Source organism: Dactylosporangium aurantiacum, from assembly GCF_000716715.1.
GTDB classification, from domain to species: Bacteria; Actinomycetota; Actinomycetes; order Mycobacteriales; family Micromonosporaceae; genus Dactylosporangium; species Dactylosporangium aurantiacum.
On sequence record NZ_JNYJ01000047.1, the window covers coordinates 84,599 to 100,738 of the forward strand.

Genomic DNA, 16,140 nt, shown 5'->3' on the forward strand with positions numbered 1-16,140 from the left:
CGTCCTGCCACGCAACCGCAACCCGCGTGCGGAGCCGGGGTTAGCTGCGCCCGATGACCCACTGCCCGACGGTGTCGCGCACCACCGTCGAGTCCTGCAGCACGGCGACCCCGTCCAGGGCGTCGCTCAGGGCGTCCTCGAGCCGGCGCTCCGCGTCCGGGTCGACCTGGACGTGTCCGGGCGGGGCCGCGCCCACCGCGACGGGGACCGCGCCGAGGCACGCCACGGCCCGCACGAGGTCGGTCTTGGCGGTGCCGGCCAGCACGATGAACCGGCCGACCGGCACCATCATGGCCCCGGCCACGCCCTGCACGACCCGGCCCGCGACCAGCATCGCCAGCGACGTGCTCAGCCCGCACAGCACGGAGGCGCCGACGAAGCCGGCGACCGCGAGCAGGAACACCCGGCGGCCGCCGAACCGGGCGCCGAGCCAGCCGCTGACCGGGATGAGCGCGGCCACGGTGACCAGGTACGCGGTCAGCGCCAGCCCGGCCTCCCCCGGCCGCGACCAGCCCGCCGCGTCCCGCCCGGCGACCGTCATGCAAGGCGCTCGTCGATGACGCTCAGGGTGCCCTCCACTCGCGGCCTGATCGCCCTCATTCTGCCCCGGGACGGCCGGGCGGGCCGTGACGGACACCACGCGCACCGCCGCCCGGCCTCGGGCCGGGCGGCGGAGGGCCGGTGGCCAGGCCGTCAGGCGGTCAGGCGGTCAGGCGGCGAGCTTGCCGGCGATCGCGACGACGCGGGCGGCCATGTGGTCGAGCGCGGCGAGCTGGGCGTCGCCCAGCGGGGCGTCGTTGCCGCCGCCGGTGACGTGCGAGACGCCGTACGGGTTGCCGTCGGTGAACTTCAGCGGGTCGGTGTACCCGGGGGCGACGACCACGCCGCCGAAGTGGTGGATGGTGTTGTACAGGGCGAGCAGCGTCGACTCCTGGCCGCCGTGCGCGGTCATCGAGGCGGTGAACCCGGCGTACACCTTGTCGGCGAGCAGGCCCTGGGACCACTGCGGGCCGAGCGTGTCGAGGAACTGCTTGAGCTGGCTGGAGATGTTGCCGTAGCGGGTCGGCGAGCCGAACAGCACGGCGTTCGCCCACACCACGTCGTCCGCGGTGGCCCGCGGCTCGTCCTTGGTGCGGTCGAAGTGCTGGCTCCAGGCCGCGTTGGAGGCGATCGCCTCGGCGGGCGCCAGCTCGTCGACCTGGCGCAGGCGGACCTCGGCGCCGGCCTTCTCCCCCGCCGCGGCGAGGCGTTCGGCCATGGCGTGCACTGTCCCGGTCGAGGAGTAGTAGATGACGGCGAGCTTGACCTGGGTCATCGGTGTTCCCTTCGACGTTCACGCTGTCCGCGCCACCGACGGGCGGCACCTGATCCCTCTACGCACACCGCCGGGTGGCTAAACAACCGGTTCTGCGGGCGGTGGCCGACACGCCGGGCCGGCGGCCGGTTGACCGGCCCACCGGCGGGTAGATCACCCCTACGGGTGCGGCGGTCCCCCTGGCCCCGCTCCTGACACCCGGCTGCCCCCAGGTCACGCCGCGGGCGGGTGCCGCCGCACCGACCCGATGCGAGGGATGGCAGCACATGAGGATCTGGCCGGGATCACGGTATCCACTCGGTGCCGCATACGACGGCGGCGGCACGAACTTCGCGGTGTTCTCCGAGGTCGCCCAGCGGGTGCAGCTGTGCCTGTTCGACGAGGCCGGCACGGAGACCCGGATCGACCTGCCCGAGCGGGAGGCGTTCGTCTGGCACGGCTACCTGCCCAGGGTCGTGCCGGGCCAGCGGTACGGCTACCGGGTGCACGGCCCGTACGAGCCCACGGCAGGGCTGCGGTGCAACCCGAACAAGCTGCTGCTGGACCCGTACGCCAAGGCGATCGACGGCCAGGCGCGGTGGCACGAGGCGCTGTTCGGGCACCGGTTCGACGACCCGGACGCGGTCAACGACGACGACTCGGCGCCGTACGCGATGCGCTCCGTCGTGGTGAACCCGTTCTTCGACTGGGCCAACGACACGCCGCTGCACATCCCGTACCACCGCACCGTCATCTACGAGGCGCACGTGAAGGGCCTGACGGTGCGGCACCCGGGGATCCCCGAGGACGTGCGCGGCACGTACTCCGGCCTCGCGCATCCGGTGATGATCGAGCACCTGCGCTCGCTCGGGGTGACCGCGGTGGAGCTGATGCCGGTGCACCAGTTCGTGCACGACGGCGGGCTGACCGAGCGGGGGCTGTCCAACTACTGGGGCTACAACACCATCGGCTTCTTCGCGCCGCACAACGGCTACGCGTCCTTCCACGGCCACGGCGGGCAGGTCCAGGAGTTCAAGTCGATGGTCAAGGCGCTGCACCAGGCCGGGATCGAGGTCATCCTCGACGTCGTCTACAACCACACCGCCGAGGGCAACCACCTGGGCCCGACGCTGTCGTTCCGCGGCCTGGACAACGCCGCCTACTACCGGCTCGTCGACGAGGACCCGCAGTACTACTACGACACCACCGGCACCGGCAACAGCCTCAACGTGCGCCACCCGGAGTCGCTGCGGCTCATCATGGACTCGCTGCGCTACTGGGTGACGCAGATGCACGTCGACGGGTTCCGCTTCGACCTGGCCTCCGCGCTGGCCCGCGAGTTCCACGAGGTCGACCGGCTGGCGGCGTTCTTCGACCTGGTCAACCAGGACCCGGTCGTCAGCCGGGTGAAGCTCATCGCCGAGCCGTGGGACGTCGGCGACGGCGGCTACCAGGTCGGCGGGTTTCCTCCACTGTGGACGGAATGGAACGGCAAGTACCGAGACACGGTGCGCGACCTGTGGCGCGGCGAGCCCGATGTGCTGGGCGAGTTCGCGGCCCGGTTCGCCGGCTCGCCGGACCTGTACGAGGCCGACGGCCGACGGCCGGTCGCCTCCATCAACTTCGTCACCGCGCACGACGGGTTCACCCTGGCCGACCTCGTGTCCTACGACGAGAAGCACAACGACGCCAACGGCGAGGACAACCGCGACGGCGAGAGCCACAACCGCTCCTGGAACAGCGGCGCGGAGGGCCCCACCGACGACCCGGAGATCGTCGCGCTGCGGCAGCGGCGCATCCGCAGCTTCCTGGCCACGCTGCTGCTGTCCCAGGGCGTGCCGATGATCGTGCACGGCGACGAGCTCGGCCGGACCCAGCACGGCAACAACAACGTGTACTGCCAGGACAACGAGCTGGCCTGGGTCGACTGGGACGCGGCCCGCGAGCACGCGGCGCTGACGCGGTTCACCGCCGGGGTAACCCGGCTGCGCGCGTGCCATCCCGTGTTCCGCCGGCGCCGCTTCTTCCACGGCCGGCCGGTGCGCGAGGGCGCCGTCGAGGACGTCGCCTGGCTGCACCCCGACGGCCGGGCCATGCGGGACGAGGACTGGTCCGGCGACACCGCCGCACCGGTCGCCGTGTACCTCAACGGGCAGGGCATCTACGAACGCGACGCCCTCGGCGAGCCCATCCTCGACGACTCGTTCCTGCTGCTGTTCAACCCGACCGCCGACGACGTCACGTTCACGCTGCCCGGCCCGGAGTACGGCGGCGCGTGGCGGACCGTCCTGGACACCGCCGACGGGTGCCCGCCCGCCGTCATCAGCGCCACCGACGTCCCCGCCGACGGCAAACCCGGCGGCGAACCCGGCAGCCAGGTCGACGCCGCCGCCCGTGCCGTGCTGGTCCTGCAGTGCCCGGCCGGGCAGGACGCCGAGGACTGCTGACCGGCGGGCATGGTTGGTCCGCCGCCCGGCCGGGTAGTGGGCGGCGGCCACCGCTGGAACGGGGAAACGTCATGGTCCTGCACCGGCTCCCACCGCCCCGCGCGCCCGGCGTGCCGGCCCGCGCCGTGGACGCGGCCCGCCTGACCGTCGGGGTGGAGGAGGAGTTCCTGCTGCTCGATCCCGAGACCGGCGGCACCGTCGCGGCCGCCGAGCGGGTCATCGCCGCCCTGCCCGACGCGGTGCGCGGGCAGAGCCGGCTGGAGCTGCGCCGCAGCATGCTGGAGATGGTCACCGGCGTGTGCACCGGCCTGCCGGACCTCGCCGCGCAGCTGGCCCGGCACCGCCGGATGGCCGCCGCCGCGGCCGCCACCGCCGGGGCGCGGCTCGTCGCCATCGGCGCCACCCCCGTCGCCGACCCGCACCGCGCGAGCGTGCCGGACGGCGTGCGCTACCACGAGATCGTGCGCCGGTACGGGCCGGTCGCCACGGACCCGGGCGTGTGCGGCTGCCACGTGCACGTCGGGGTCGCCGACCGCGAGCTGGCCGTGCAGGTCTGCAACCGGCTGCGCGAGCGGCTGCCGGTGGTGCAGGCGCTGACCGCCAACTCGCCGCTGCACCTCGGCGCCGACACCGGCTACGCGAGCTGGCGCTGCGCCCAGCTGCGCCGCTGGCCCGGCGTCGGGCCCACCCCGCACTTCGACGACGCCGGCGACTACGACGCGACCGTCGCCGCCCTCGTCAGCTCCGGCGCGATGATCGACGACGCGATGGTGTACTGGTACGCGCGCCCCTCCGCGCGGTACCCGACCGTCGAGGTCCGCGTCGGCGACGTCTGCGCCGGCGTCGGCGACACCGTCCTCGTCGCGGCCCTGGTCCGGGCGCTCGTCGCCACCGCGGTCGAGGACATCCGCGCCGGCCGGCCGGCGGTCCCGGTCCGCGACTGCCTGCTCGACGCCGCGCACTGGCAGGCCGCCCACGAAGGGCTCGACGGCCACCTCATCGACCCGCGCACCGGCACCGCCCGGCCGGCCTGGGACCTGGTCGCGGAGCTGCTCACCGCCGTCCGGCCGGCCCTGCTGCGCCACGGCGACGCCGCGTTCGTGACGGCCCAGCTGGCCCGGCTGCGCGAGCACGGCACCGGGGCGGCCCGGCAGCGCCGGGTCCACCGCCGTACCGGCGACATCCGGGCGGTGCTGGCCGACCTCGCGGAACTGACGGTGGCGGACCCGCCCGGGCCGCTGCCGGCCGTCCCGGCACCGGCCGACCGGTCCCGCTGAACCCGGCGGCCGTCGCCGACTTGGACCGAGGCCGCTGTGCGAGGCCGGCCTGCCGGTGCGGCACCGGCCCACGGCCGGACGGCGGCGGCGGTAGGCTGCGTCGGCATGAGCCCCGAGCCGCTCGTGATCCGCCCCCGCACCGGCCGGCTGCTGCTCACCGCCCTGGGCGCCGCCGGGTTCACCGTCGCGGGCGGCTACCTGGTGGCGTCCGGCGGGCTCGAGGAGACCCTCGCCGGGCTGCTGTCGATCGCGTTCTTCGGCGGCGGCCTGCTGCTCGTGCTGGCGCAGGCCGTGCGGCACGGCGGGTCGCAGGTCACCCTCGCCCCGGACGGGCTGCGCCTGCGGCACGGCGGGACCATCGGCTGGGCGGACATCGAGGCGGTGACGTGGCAGCCGAAGCCGGGCGGGATGGTCCAGATCCGGCTGCGCGACCCGGAGCGGTACATCGCCTCGGCACCGCCGGACGCCAACGCGGCGATGCGCCGGTTCCTGCTTCCGTTCGCCGCGCTGCTCAGCCTGCGCGGCACCCGCGGCATGCGACAGTTCGCCCGCGACGTGCGCTCGTACGGTGACGAGATCCGCTACTACCGGGCCACCTTCGGCTTTGACGTCGCACTGGCCGGCGTGTGGCTGGACCGCCCCGGCGAGGAGTTCGTCGCGCTGCTGGAGCGGTACCGCCGCGACGCTACCGCGTAGGGGCCTGCCGACAGCGCTGTCGAAGGCCCCGCCGCGTGCCGGGTCAGCTCCAGGAGCTGGCCGACCAGGTCTGCCCCGACCAGGTGCGGCCCGACCAGGTGCGCCCGGACCACGTCCGGCCGGACCACGTGCGGCCGTCCCAGACGGCGCCGGACCAGGTGCGGCCCGACCAGGTGCGGCCGGCCCAGTTGCTGCCCGACCAGGTACGGCCCGACCAGGTGCGGCCGTTCCACGTGTCGCCGTCCCAGGCGGTGCCGGTGGTGCAGACCTGCGCCCAGCCGGCCGGCGTCCAGGCCTGGCCCATGATGTCGACCTCGCCGGTCAGTTCGGCGCCGGTGTCGGGGTCCGCGACGTGCGACGTGCCGCGGGACAGCTCCAGCGAGCCGAGGCCGGTGGCCGGCAGGTACGTCCGGGTCGACGCGGCCGGCGTCGGGGCCTGGACGGCGGCGGCGATGTCGAGCTGCCCGGCGCCCTGGGCGACGACGTCACCGGCGGGCATCGCGTCGGCGGTGCTCGTCAGCAGCGTCTTCACCTGGTCGGGGGTGAGGTCGGGGCGCTGCTGCAGCAGCAGGGCGGCGGCGCCGGACACGACGGCGGCGGCCTGCGAGGTGCCGCTGCCGCGGAAGTACCGCTGCGCCGGGTCCTCGGCGATGCGGGCCTGCGGGTACGCGGCGTCGATGTACGCGTTCGGCACCCGCAGCGACACCACCGACTTGCCGGGGGCGACGAGGTCGGCGTGGCGGGTCGCGTCGCCGCCGGTGCTGAAGTCGGCGACGACGTCGTCGGCGCGGTCGGCGGTGGTGAGCGGGTCGGCGGCGCCGACGGCCAGGACGTTCGGGTTCTGCGCCGGCATGCCGACGCGGGTCTCGGCCAGCCCGTCGTTGCCGACGGACACCACGACCACGATGCCCTGCTTCCAGGCCGCCTCCACCGCGTAGGACAGCGGATCGAGGCGCTGGTCCTGGGTCGAGTCGGTGCCGAAGGACAGGTTGAGCACCCGGATGTTGAGGCCCGGGTCGTCGCGGTGGGTCACGACCCAGTCGATCGCGGCGATCACCTGGGACACGTCGACGGCGCCGTCGGCCGCGGCGACCTTCATGTTGAGCAGGTGCGCGTCGGGCGCGACGCCGACGAACTGCTTCCGGTCGGCCTCCTGGCCGGGCTGCACGCCGGTGTCGCGGCCGGCGATGATGCCGGCCATGTGCGTGCCGTGGCCGAACGTGTCGAGGTTGCGCAGCGCCGGGGTCTGCGACTCGAACGACAGGTCGGGGCCGTTGACGACCTTGCCGGGCGCGTCGAGGCCGGCGACCGGCGCGATGCCGGAGTCGACGACGGCGACGCCGACGCCCTGACCGGTGAGCCGCGCGCCGCCGGCGTCCGTGGCCGTCCAGACCTGCTGCGCGCCGATCGACTGGGTCAAGCTGTACAGGGAGTGCTGGTCCTCGTCGGCGTTCCACGTGTCGGCCTGCAGCCGCACCTCGCCGTCGGGGGTGACGGCCCGCACGCCCGGCGCGCCGGTCAGCGCGGCGAGGGCACCGGGCGGGATCTCGGCGGTGAACGCCCCCACCAGGTCCAGGTGCCGCCCGACCGTGCCGCCGGTGCGGGCCACGGCCGCCTCCGCGGCGCCGGTGCCGTCGTGCCGGACGATGACCGGCAGCAGCGGCGCGGCGGCGTGCGCCGGTGGGGCCGCGGCGGCCGCCGCGGTGGCGAGCGGGCCGGCCAGCAGGCCGGTCGCCGCGGTCGCCGCGACAGCGGCCTTGAGCAGGGAACCTGGACGCATCAAACCTCCATCTGACGGTGCGTTCCGTTCGATCGTGCGGTGCCCGGCGGCGTCCGCCTGTCAGCCGGTCGGCCGGTCCGCGCCCCTGCCGCCGTGACGCCCGCCATATCGACCGGCGTGGCAACCATGCCGCACCCGGACCGCACCCGGACCGCACCGCACGGCACCCGTCCGGGCAGGTACGCGCCCGCGCCGGCGCCACGTGGCGGCCGCCGTCACGCGGGTGACCCGGCGGGCGCACGGTTCGACGTGGCTGCGCCGATGGGAGATGATGACGGTGTGTCACGGTGGCGCGCTGCGGAGGGGGAGGGGCCCGTGCTCGACGACGCCGGCGGGCTCCCGGACGCGCGGCTGCTGGCGATGCTCGACGACGACCGGCAGGGTTGGGTCCTGGCCAGGTCCGTGCGCGAGGACGGCCGCATCGTCGACTTCGAGCTGATGTACATCAACGACGCCGGCTGCCGGTTCGTCGGCCGGCCCCGCGAGGAGCTGGTCGGCGGCCGCTACCGGCAGCTGTGGCCGGAGACCGTCCACGACGGCACGCTGTCGCTGTACGTCGCCGTCGCGGAGACCGGGCAGCCGCTGAGCCGCACCGTCTACTACGACCTGCCGACCCTGCGGGGCCACTTCGAGCTGCGGATCAGCCCGTTCGGCGACGGGTTCGGGGTGCGGTTCGTCGACCTCCGGCAGGTGACCGTGGCCCCGCAGTCCGGCGGCGGCACCCGGCTCTACGACGCGCTGGACGCCGCGTTCGACGGCTTCACGCTGCTGCGCGCGGTCACCGACGACACCGGCGCGATCGTCGACTTCGTCTGCGACTACGTCAACCAGCTCGGCGCGCAGCTCGCCGGGCGCGCCGCCGAGGCGGTCATCGGCCGCAAGCTCAGCGACATCTCCCCCGGCAGCTGGGACAGCGGCCTGTTCGACCGGTACCGGTCGGTGGCCGAGACCGGCGGGACGATCCGCGAGCAGCGGGCGTTCCCGCGCGCCGGCCAGGTGTGGGAGATCAAGATCGCCCGGGCCGGTGCCGGCACCCCCGCCGTGGCCGTGTCGTTCCGCGAGGTCACCGACCAGGTCGAGCAGGAGCGGCATCTCGCCGCCGTGGCGGAGAAGGCCGAGGAGGCCGCGGCCCGCGCCACGGAGGCGGCGGCCCGCGCGACGGCGCTGCAGACCGCGACGACCGCGCTGGTCGCGGCGAGCACCACGGCCGAGGTGTATGCGGCGATCGGCGCCGTGCTGCGCCCGTCGGCCGGCGGCCAGGGCCTGGCGCTGCTGCTGCTGCACGAGCACCGGCTGTACCTGCGGTACCACGACGGCTACGAGCCCGACGTCGTGGAGCGGCTGCGCGAGCTGCCACTGGACCACCCGTACCCGGCCACGGCCGTGGCGCGGACCGGGCACCCGCTGTACCTGACGTCGCTGGCGCAGTTCCGGGCGGCCCAACCGGACCCGGCGACCGCGGTCCCGGCCGGGGAACGGCAGGCGTGGGCGTTCCTGCCGCTGACCGTGGCCGGTGAGGTGCTCGGCAGCCTCGTCGTGGGGTACCGCAACCCGCGCGAGTTCGACTACGACGAGCAGGCGACGCTGATGGCACTCGCCGGGCTCGGCGCCCAGGCGCTGCAGCGGGCGCTGCTGTTCGAGGCCCGCACCTCGCTCGCCTCGGCGCTGCAGCGGGCGCTGCTGCCCGCCACCCTGCCGCAGGTGCCGGGGCTGCGGCACGCCGCCAGGTACCTGCCGTGGACGCACGGCGCCGACGTCGGCGGCGACTGGTACGACATCATCGACCTCGGCGACGGCGTGGTCGGCGTGGTCATCGGCGACGTCGCCGGGCACAACGCGACCGCCGCGGCGACCATGGGCCAGGTCCGCAACGCGCTGCGGGCCTACGCCACGGAGCGGCACAACCCGGCCAGCGTCGTGCACCACGTGAACCAGCTGCTGCTGGACATGCACCCGGACACCATCGCCACCTGCTGCTACCTGCAGCTGCACCCCGCCGAGGGCACGATGACGGCGGTCACGGCCGGGCACCCGCCGCCGATGCTGCGCACCGCGGACGGTGCCGGGCCGCTGCGGCTGCGGACCGGGCCGCCGCTCGGGGTCACCCCGGACGCCGTCTACCTCGACACGACCCTGCTGATCCCGCCGGCGGCGACGCTGCTGCTGTACACCGACGGTCTGGTCGAGGACCGCCGGCACCCGATCGACCGGGGCCTGCGGGAGCTGGTCGAGGCGCTCAGCGCGGCGCCGACCCGCGACCCGGGCGGCACCCTCGAGCACGTCCTCGGCAGCGACGTCGGCCCGCGCCCCCGCAGCGACGACGTCGCCCTGCTGTGCCTGACCAGCGACACGCCGCCGGCCGGCGAGCCCGTGGCGCGGCGGCGCTTCCGCGGCGAGGCGATCAGCGCGTCGGCGGCCCGCCGCTTCGCCGCCGACATGCTCACCGCCTGGGGCCAGCGGCAGGTCGTCGACGACGCGCTGCTGCTGCTCGACGAGGTCATCACCAACGCCATCCAGCACACGGTCGGCGACGTCACCGTCGAGCTGCGCCTCGGCGAGCTGCTGCGGGTCACCGTCCACGACGCCAGCACCCGCCCGCCGCAGCCCCGCGACCCGGACGCCGACACCGACAACGGCCGCGGGCTGTTCATCATCGAGCGGCTCGCCGCCGCCTGGGGCTCCGAGCCGGTCCCGACCGGCGGCAAGCTCGTCTGGTTCGACCTGCCGCTCGCCTGAGCCGGCGAAAATTTCTCCGGTGCCGGCACAACCGGCCGGCCCGGTGCCGCGATCCAGGAGGTGAGCAGGAAGGGAGCCGCATGCGGGCCGACGAGGAGCACGCCTACGTGCAGTACGTGAGCAGTCGCGTGCTCGCGCTGCGCAGGACCGCGTACCACCTGTGCGGCGACTGGCACGAGGCGCACGACCTCGTCCAGGGCGCGCTGATCAAGCTGTACCGGCACTGGGCCAGGGTCAGCGCCGCCGACTCCCCCGACGCGTACGTGCGGCAGGTCCTGGTCAACGTGTTCCTGCAGCAGCGCGGCACCTGGTGGTCGCGCAACGTGCGGCTGTTCGCCGAGCCCGACGAGCACCCCGGTCCGCCCAGCGAGCCGCTCGCCGAACGCCGGATCGACCTGCACGCGGCGCTGGGCAGGCTGGCGCCGGGGCAGCGGGCGGTGCTCGTGCTGCGGTACTGGGAAGGGCTCGACGTCGCCGAGACCGCGCAGGTCCTCGGCTGCTCCACCGGCACGGTGAAGAGCCAGACGTCGCACGCCATCGCGGCGCTGCGGCGGCTGATGCCCGACTACGCATGGGAGCCACGGTGAGCGAGCAACTGTTCCGGTCCGCCGCGCTCGACGAGCCGCCGCTGCCCCCGCAGTACGTCGAGCGGCTCGTCGCCGCCGGCCGCGCCTCCGTCCGCCGCCGCCGGGCCGCGGCCGTCCTGTGCGTGCTGACCGTGCTCGTCGCCGGGCTGGCCCTGGTGCTGCCCGGGCCGCGGCCGTCGGTGCCGGCGGTGCCGCAGGGGCCGGCCGGGCCGCCGTCGCTGCCGGAGCGCATCGCGCCGTACTCGACGCTGACCAGCACCGTCAGCCGCTCCCCGGGCGGGCGGGCGGTCATGCTGTACCAGTTCGGCAGCGGCGAGCTGTTCAACCTGTTCCAGCCGCTGGCGCTGGGCGCGGACCGCGACACGTACCGGCAGCTGGACGCCGCCGAGGGCCGCCGCGGGATCCGGCCGTGGCTGCTGTCGCCGGACGGCACGACCGCCGTCGTCACCGCCAGCGTCGACGCGGTCGACGCGCTGACCCTGGTCGACCTGCGCACCGGCCGGCGCCGGTCGGTGCCGCTGCCGTCCCCCGCGGGCGCGCTGCCGCTGGCGTTCTCCCCGGACGGCCGGACCCTCGCGTACGCGGCGGTGCCGATGCCGCTGAGCGACCAGTACGCCGACGTGGCCGGCGAGGCACGCCGGACCGGGGTGCTGGTCCTGACCGACCTGGACACCGGCCGCAGCAGCACGCTGAGCGCGGTGACCCCGGTCTTCGCGGCGGCGTTCTCCCCCGACGGGCAGCGCATCGCGGTGCAGACCGGCCCGCAGGTGCGCATCGTCGACCGGGCCGGCACGGACGTGCGGACCGTCGAGCTGCCCGCGGAGCACATCCTCACCACGCACGCCGGCTGGTCGCCGGACGGCCGGCTGCTCGCCGCGACCGGCGCCGTCGCCAGCCCCGGCGGGCCGGACGTCACCGAGTACCACCGGCGCATCGTGTTCGTCGACGCGACCGGCGCCGGCGGCCCCGTACCGGAGCCGCTCGCCGCCGAGGAGATGCTCGGCTGGCGCGCCCCGGACCGGGTCGTCGCCCAGGTCGCCGCCGGTGACGGCCCCGGCGAGCTGCGCGACCTGCCGGTCGCCGGCGGCCCCGGCGCCCTGCTGAGCCGCTTCGACCCCGGCAGCACCTGCGAGCTGGGCCTGCAGACGTGTCAGGCGTTCGAGATCCGGATGGCGACCGGCCTGCTGCCGGCGCTGGTGGTCCGGCCCGCCGACGCCGACCGGGGGCCGTGGCCGCGCTGGACGACGGTGACCGTGACCGCGGTGAGCGCGGTGCTCGCACTGCTGGCGTTCCTCGTGTACCGCTGGATCCGCGGCCGCCGCCGCCCGGGCCGGTGGGTGGACGGCGGCGCCACGAACCCGTGGTGACGCTCGGCCGGGCCGCTCGTCAGTGCCGCGTGGCCGGGCGGTACCAGGGCAGCACGGGACGGCTCGGGGGCGGCACCAGGCCGTTGCCCGGCCAGAACGGGCCGCCCCGGGCGACGAATTCGTGGACCTTGCCGGTCAGCTCGTCGACCTCCCGCTGCCGGTCGGCGGGGCCGCGCATGCTGCGCCCGCCGTCCGGCTCGATGAACGAGTACACGGTCTCCGGGCCGTTGACGAGCATGGTGACCTTGTGGTCGGGCAGGCCCAGGTGCATCGCGTCGCACTGCTCGGCGCGGGTGAGCTCGACGAGGACGTCCACGACGTACTCCCAGTCGGCGACGTCGTCCCACAGGCGGCCGCCGTCGAGCTCGTAGGTCAGCGTCGACAGCGGCACCAGGCAGCCCTCGGTGCGGCCGGGGAACTCGGTCAGGCAGCGGTACATGTGGCCGCCGTCCGGCTGCGGGACGGCGGGGTGCAGCAGGGTCAGCGCGTGCACGATCGTGCCGTTGATCGGCACGGGGTGGCGCGGGGAGTGGTAGGGCTCGTGGAGGGCGAGGAGGTGCACGTCCCGGACCGGCATCGGGCGAATCTATCGTGCCCTGTCGATCATCGCATGCCGGTGGCTACCGGGCCCGCAGGCCGCTCACCGGCGTCCGCTGGTACGGGATGAGCCCCTCCACCCGGTCCCGGGTCAGCTGCAGCACCTGGTCGGCGTCGACGGCCGCGGCCACCAGCATGGCGATCGGCGTGGGGTCGGTGCCGGCGACGAGGACGACGGGGATCGTGCCGGCGTCGATCATCGCGGTGATCGCGGCCGTCTCGTGCGGGTGCGGCGGCGTCTCGGCCGTGACGGCGAGCACGGTGTGCGCCGGCAGGTGCTGGCGCAGCCCGGCCACGAGCGGGAAGCCCAGGCCGCTGCCGCCGGACGGATCGGGGTCGGCGTAGACGACGGCGAGCTCGTGCCGGGTGGCGAGGGCGGCCAGGGCGGCGGTGACGTCGCCGAGGTAGGCGCGGACCTGCCGCCCGTCGAGGGACACCACCGTGGTGGCGGACTGCGCGGCGACGACGGTGGGGGCGGGGAAGGCGACCGCGGCGCCGATCCAGGTGCGGCGCGCCCGCAGGCTGCTCCCGCCGACGATCGCCGTGCCGGCCAGCAGCATCAGCCCGATGGTGTACGAGCCGCCGACGCCACCGATGGTGAGCAGCAGCGGGGGGAACAGCGCGACGGCGCTGCCCACGGCGCCGAGCACCCCGGCGATGGTCCCGCTCTGCGCGGGCGGCGCGGTGCGGCCGATGAGGGCGAGCACGCTGCCGAACGCGGTGCCGAGCGCGGGCGCGACGACGGCCAGGGCGGGCAGCCCGACCCAGCCCGGCGGGTCGAAGGCGAGGACCAGCAGCGATCCGGCGAGGGCGCTGAAGCAGGTGCCGAGCACGGTGGTGGGGGTCCGGTGCCGGCAGAGCCAGCCGCCGAACGGGCCGGCCGCCGCGCCGACGAACATTCCGGCGGCCGCGAGCACCATCGCCGAGGTCCGGTCGATGCCGTACGTGCGGTGCAGGTACCCGGGCAGGTACAGGTCGAGGGTGACGATGCCGCCGCCGGACACCCCGTACCAGACGGCGAGGTAGCGTGTCGCGGGCCGGTGCAGCAGGGTCGCCGCCGCGGACCACGTCGTGCCCTGATGCGGCTGCGGGTAGGGGCCGTCGCGCAGGAGCGCCGCCGCCAGGGCGCCGAAGCCGAGCAGCGCGCCGGCCAGGATCAGCAGGCCGTGCGCCCGGTCGACGTGCAGCAACGCCCGGGAGACGACGCCGGAGGCCGCGGCCGTGCCCATGCCGGCGGCGAAGACGCTCAGCGCCATGCCGCGGCGCCCGGCCGGGAAGGCCCGCACGACCGCGGCCGTGCCGGCGGGCAGGGCCGCACCGGCGATCCCGATCGCGCAGGCCACGACGAGCAGCCCCGACAGCCCGTCGACCGCCGCGAGGGCCAGCACGGCGAGGGCCGTGGCGACGCTGACGGCGGGCAGCACGACCCGGGCGCCGTAGCGGTCGGTGAGCACGCCGGCGGGGACGCGCACGACGACCCCGACCACCAGCGGGGCGAGGCCGAGCACGGCCCACGTGCTGGGCGTCAGGCCGTGGCGGTACGCCAGCTGCGGGCCGATCGGCCCGACCAGCATCCACGTCCAGTAGTGCAGCATGTATCCGACGACCGCGACGGCCAGTGTCGTGGCCGCCCTCGATCTGGACGCCGCCGGCGCCGCGCTTCGCATCAACATCCGCCAAGGACCCCCACGCCGTCGTTCACGCTGCTGCACCTGAACAGGTCAACGAGGGGGCAGCCGGGAGAGTTACGCCCGTCTCCGTCGTGCGCGAGCCGCTGCCGCCGTCGCAGTCGAGGACCGCGCCGCTGTCGCCGGACGCGGCCAGGGAGGCCAGGAACCAGATCACCTCGCCCGGTTCGCGCGGGCGGCGGCGACCCTCGATCTGACCGTCAGCACGCCATGTCCGACATGGACGGCAGGCTCTCCAGGATCGCCGCCTCGGCGGCGGGCCAGGTCTCGGTGTGCCGTACCCAGTCCGGCGCCGGCGCCGGCTGCGGGCCGAACAGGTACCGGTACGGCACGACGCCGCGCAGGGCCTGGTGCACGTCGAGCTTGTCGTCGACGAAGTGGGTGATGCCGAGCTCGGCGCAGTGCAGGGCCTTCTCGGGGCGCTTGAGGCAGAAGCGCAGGTGCTCGGGCGGGATCCCGGTTCGGGCAGAGAAATCGTGGTGCGTGAGCCACTGGCGAGTGTGCCGCTGGACCCGCTCGCCGCACTTGGAGACCAGCCACACCTGCTCGAAGCGCGGCACGAGCCGGGCGAGCGCCTCGAACGCCCCGGGCACGGCCGGTGTGGCCAGCATCCGGGCGGTGTCGCCGCTGAAGAACTGCGTGTCGGCGCCGCCGGCGGCGCCGCCGCCGATGATGACCCGGCCGATGTCGACGCCGAGGCGGAACTGCTGCTGTGTGCTCATGCGTCCAGCCTGGCGACCGGTTAGATAGAACAGAACTATTCTTGTCGGCCCAGCTATAGTTCGTACCTATGGACCGCCGGGGTGTGTCGCCGGAGGCGCTCGCCGCCTTCGTGGTGTTCGCCGACCACCTGAACTTCACCCGGGCCGCCGCGCAGCTGCGCATCTCCCAACCGGCGCTGCACGTGAAGATCGGCAAGCTCGCGCAGGCATTGGGGCGGCCGCTGTACCACCGCACCGGCCGCCGCCTCGTGCTGACCGCCGACGGCGAGGCGGTGGCCCGCTTCGCCCGCGCGCACGACGAGCGGCTCGCGCAGTTCCTGACCGAGTTCGCCGGCGCCGTGCCGCAGCGGCCGGTGGTGCTCGCCGCCGGGCAGGGCGCCTACCTGTACCTGCTCGGCGACACCATCCGCGCGGTGCTCACCGACGAGCCGACCCGGCTGCGGCTGGTCAACTGCGACCACCGGCAGATGCTGGCCGCGGTGCGCACCGGGCAGGCGCACCTCGGGGTGAGCGTGCTCGACGTGCTGCCCGAGGACCTGACCGCCGTGGCCGTCGCGACGTTCCCGCAGATGCTGTTCGTGCCCGAAGGACACCGGCTGGACCGGCCCGGGCCGGTGGCGCTGCCCGAGCTGCGGGGCACGCGGCTGGTCGTGCCGCCGCAGCACCGGCCGCACCGGGTGCTGCTGGAGCAGGCGCTGCGGGCGGAGGGCGTGGACTGGACCGTCGCCGTGGAGGCCGAGGGCTGGCCGCTGATCGCGCAGTTCGTCGCGCTCGGCGTGGGCCTCGCCGTGGTCAACGGCTGCGTGCCGGCGCCGGCCGGGGTGCGCGCCCGCCCGGTCGCCGGCCTGCCACCGGTCACCTACCACCTGGTCCACCAGCCGTCGGCCCTCGCGGATCCGAGGGTCGCGGGCCTGGTGGAGCGCATCCTGGCGCGCGACTGACCGGATCG

13 protein-coding genes are annotated in these 16,140 nt (G+C 75.1%); 7 read left to right on the forward strand and 6 right to left on the reverse strand.

Annotated features, from left to right (window positions below; translation table 11 throughout):
* Positions 1 to 40 precede the first annotated feature (40 nt).
* Both OP18_RS40115 and wrbA read right to left on the reverse strand, forming a co-directional pair.
* Positions 41 to 541, reverse strand: coding sequence for an MFS transporter (locus OP18_RS40115; RefSeq protein ID WP_033364407.1), 501 nt, complete (start codon positions 539 to 541; stop codon positions 41 to 43).
* Between the two features lie 168 nt (positions 542 to 709).
* Positions 710 to 1,315, reverse strand: a complete 606-nt coding sequence (wrbA, locus tag OP18_RS40120) for an NAD(P)H:quinone oxidoreductase (protein ID WP_033364408.1) — start codon at positions 1,313 to 1,315, stop codon at positions 710 to 712.
* A gap of 266 nt (positions 1,316 to 1,581) precedes the next feature.
* Here wrbA and glgX point away from each other — a divergent pair, with 266 nt between their 5' ends.
* From glgX to OP18_RS40135, 3 genes are all read left to right on the forward strand, one after another.
* Positions 1,582 to 3,741 (forward strand): glycogen debranching protein GlgX, encoded by a 2,160-nt coding sequence (gene glgX / locus OP18_RS40125; protein WP_052388038.1) that lies wholly within the window; start codon positions 1,582 to 1,584, stop codon positions 3,739 to 3,741.
* 71 nt (positions 3,742 to 3,812) lie between these two features.
* Complete coding sequence (locus OP18_RS40130) at positions 3,813 to 5,018, forward strand: carboxylate-amine ligase (protein WP_081971518.1); 1,206 nt, start codon at positions 3,813 to 3,815, stop codon at positions 5,016 to 5,018.
* A gap of 105 nt (positions 5,019 to 5,123) precedes the next feature.
* Positions 5,124 to 5,714 carry an STM3941 family protein gene (locus OP18_RS40135; RefSeq protein WP_033364409.1) on the forward strand — a complete coding sequence of 197 codons (591 nt, stop codon included), beginning with the start codon at positions 5,124 to 5,126 and terminating at the stop codon, positions 5,712 to 5,714.
* Positions 5,715 to 5,757: 43 nt separating this feature from the next.
* Here OP18_RS40135 and OP18_RS40140 read toward each other — a convergent pair whose 3' ends face one another.
* Positions 5,758 to 7,494, reverse strand: a complete 1,737-nt coding sequence (locus OP18_RS40140; RefSeq protein WP_081971519.1) for a S8 family serine peptidase — start codon at positions 7,492 to 7,494, stop codon at positions 5,758 to 5,760.
* A 315-nt stretch (positions 7,495 to 7,809) separates the two neighbouring features.
* Between OP18_RS40140 and OP18_RS53730 the strand changes: the two genes are divergently transcribed.
* The 3 genes from OP18_RS53730 to OP18_RS40155 all read left to right on the forward strand — a co-directional run bounded on the left by OP18_RS53730 (position 7,810) and on the right by OP18_RS40155 (position 12,184).
* Positions 7,810 to 10,230, forward strand: a complete 2,421-nt coding sequence (locus OP18_RS53730; RefSeq protein WP_052388039.1) for a SpoIIE family protein phosphatase — start codon at positions 7,810 to 7,812, stop codon at positions 10,228 to 10,230.
* Positions 10,231 to 10,310: 80 nt separating this feature from the next.
* Complete coding sequence (locus OP18_RS40150; protein WP_033364410.1) at positions 10,311 to 10,817, forward strand: SigE family RNA polymerase sigma factor; 507 nt, start codon at positions 10,311 to 10,313, stop codon at positions 10,815 to 10,817.
* Positions 10,814 to 12,184: a WD40 repeat domain-containing protein gene (locus OP18_RS40155; protein ID WP_033364411.1), complete on the forward strand. Its 1,371-nt coding sequence runs from the start codon at positions 10,814 to 10,816 to the stop codon at positions 12,182 to 12,184. Before OP18_RS40150 ends, OP18_RS40155 begins: the two co-directional genes overlap by 4 nt.
* A gap of 19 nt (positions 12,185 to 12,203) precedes the next feature.
* Here OP18_RS40155 and OP18_RS40160 read toward each other — a convergent pair whose 3' ends face one another.
* From OP18_RS40160 to OP18_RS40170, 3 genes are all read right to left on the reverse strand, one after another.
* Positions 12,204 to 12,761, reverse strand: coding sequence for a hypothetical protein (locus tag OP18_RS40160; RefSeq protein ID WP_211273821.1), 558 nt, complete (start codon positions 12,759 to 12,761; stop codon positions 12,204 to 12,206).
* 43 nt (positions 12,762 to 12,804) lie between these two features.
* Positions 12,805 to 14,454, reverse strand: a complete 1,650-nt coding sequence (locus OP18_RS40165; RefSeq protein ID WP_081971521.1) for an MFS transporter — start codon at positions 14,452 to 14,454, stop codon at positions 12,805 to 12,807.
* A gap of 215 nt (positions 14,455 to 14,669) precedes the next feature.
* Complete coding sequence (locus OP18_RS40170) at positions 14,670 to 15,191, reverse strand: hypothetical protein (RefSeq protein ID WP_033364413.1); 522 nt, start codon at positions 15,189 to 15,191, stop codon at positions 14,670 to 14,672.
* A gap of 68 nt (positions 15,192 to 15,259) precedes the next feature.
* Here OP18_RS40170 and OP18_RS40175 point away from each other — a divergent pair, with 68 nt between their 5' ends.
* Positions 15,260 to 16,132 carry a LysR family transcriptional regulator gene (locus OP18_RS40175; protein ID WP_033364414.1) on the forward strand — a complete coding sequence of 291 codons (873 nt, stop codon included), beginning with the start codon at positions 15,260 to 15,262 and terminating at the stop codon, positions 16,130 to 16,132.
* The last annotated feature ends 8 nt before the right edge of the window (positions 16,133 to 16,140 follow it).

Coding starts and splice junctions, on each gene's coding strand:
- OP18_RS40115 (WP_033364407.1), bottom strand. CDS start 541: ATGACGGTCGCCGGGCGGGACGCGGCGGGCTGGTCGCGGCCGGGGGAG.
- wrbA (WP_033364408.1), bottom strand. CDS start 1,315: ATGACCCAGGTCAAGCTCGCCGTCATCTACTACTCCTCGACCGGGACA.
- glgX (WP_052388038.1), top strand. CDS start 1,582: ATGAGGATCTGGCCGGGATCACGGTATCCACTCGGTGCCGCATACGAC.
- OP18_RS40130 (WP_081971518.1), top strand. CDS start 3,813: ATGGTCCTGCACCGGCTCCCACCGCCCCGCGCGCCCGGCGTGCCGGCC.
- OP18_RS40135 (WP_033364409.1), top strand. CDS start 5,124: ATGAGCCCCGAGCCGCTCGTGATCCGCCCCCGCACCGGCCGGCTGCTG.
- OP18_RS40140 (WP_081971519.1), bottom strand. CDS start 7,494: ATGCGTCCAGGTTCCCTGCTCAAGGCCGCTGTCGCGGCGACCGCGGCG.
- OP18_RS40150 (WP_033364410.1), top strand. CDS start 10,311: ATGCGGGCCGACGAGGAGCACGCCTACGTGCAGTACGTGAGCAGTCGC.
- OP18_RS40160 (WP_211273821.1), bottom strand. CDS start 12,761: ATGCCGGTCCGGGACGTGCACCTCCTCGCCCTCCACGAGCCCTACCAC.
- OP18_RS40165 (WP_081971521.1), bottom strand. CDS start 14,454: ATGTTGATGCGAAGCGCGGCGCCGGCGGCGTCCAGATCGAGGGCGGCC.
- OP18_RS40170 (WP_033364413.1), bottom strand. CDS start 15,191: ATGAGCACACAGCAGCAGTTCCGCCTCGGCGTCGACATCGGCCGGGTC.
- OP18_RS40175 (WP_033364414.1), top strand. CDS start 15,260: ATGGACCGCCGGGGTGTGTCGCCGGAGGCGCTCGCCGCCTTCGTGGTG.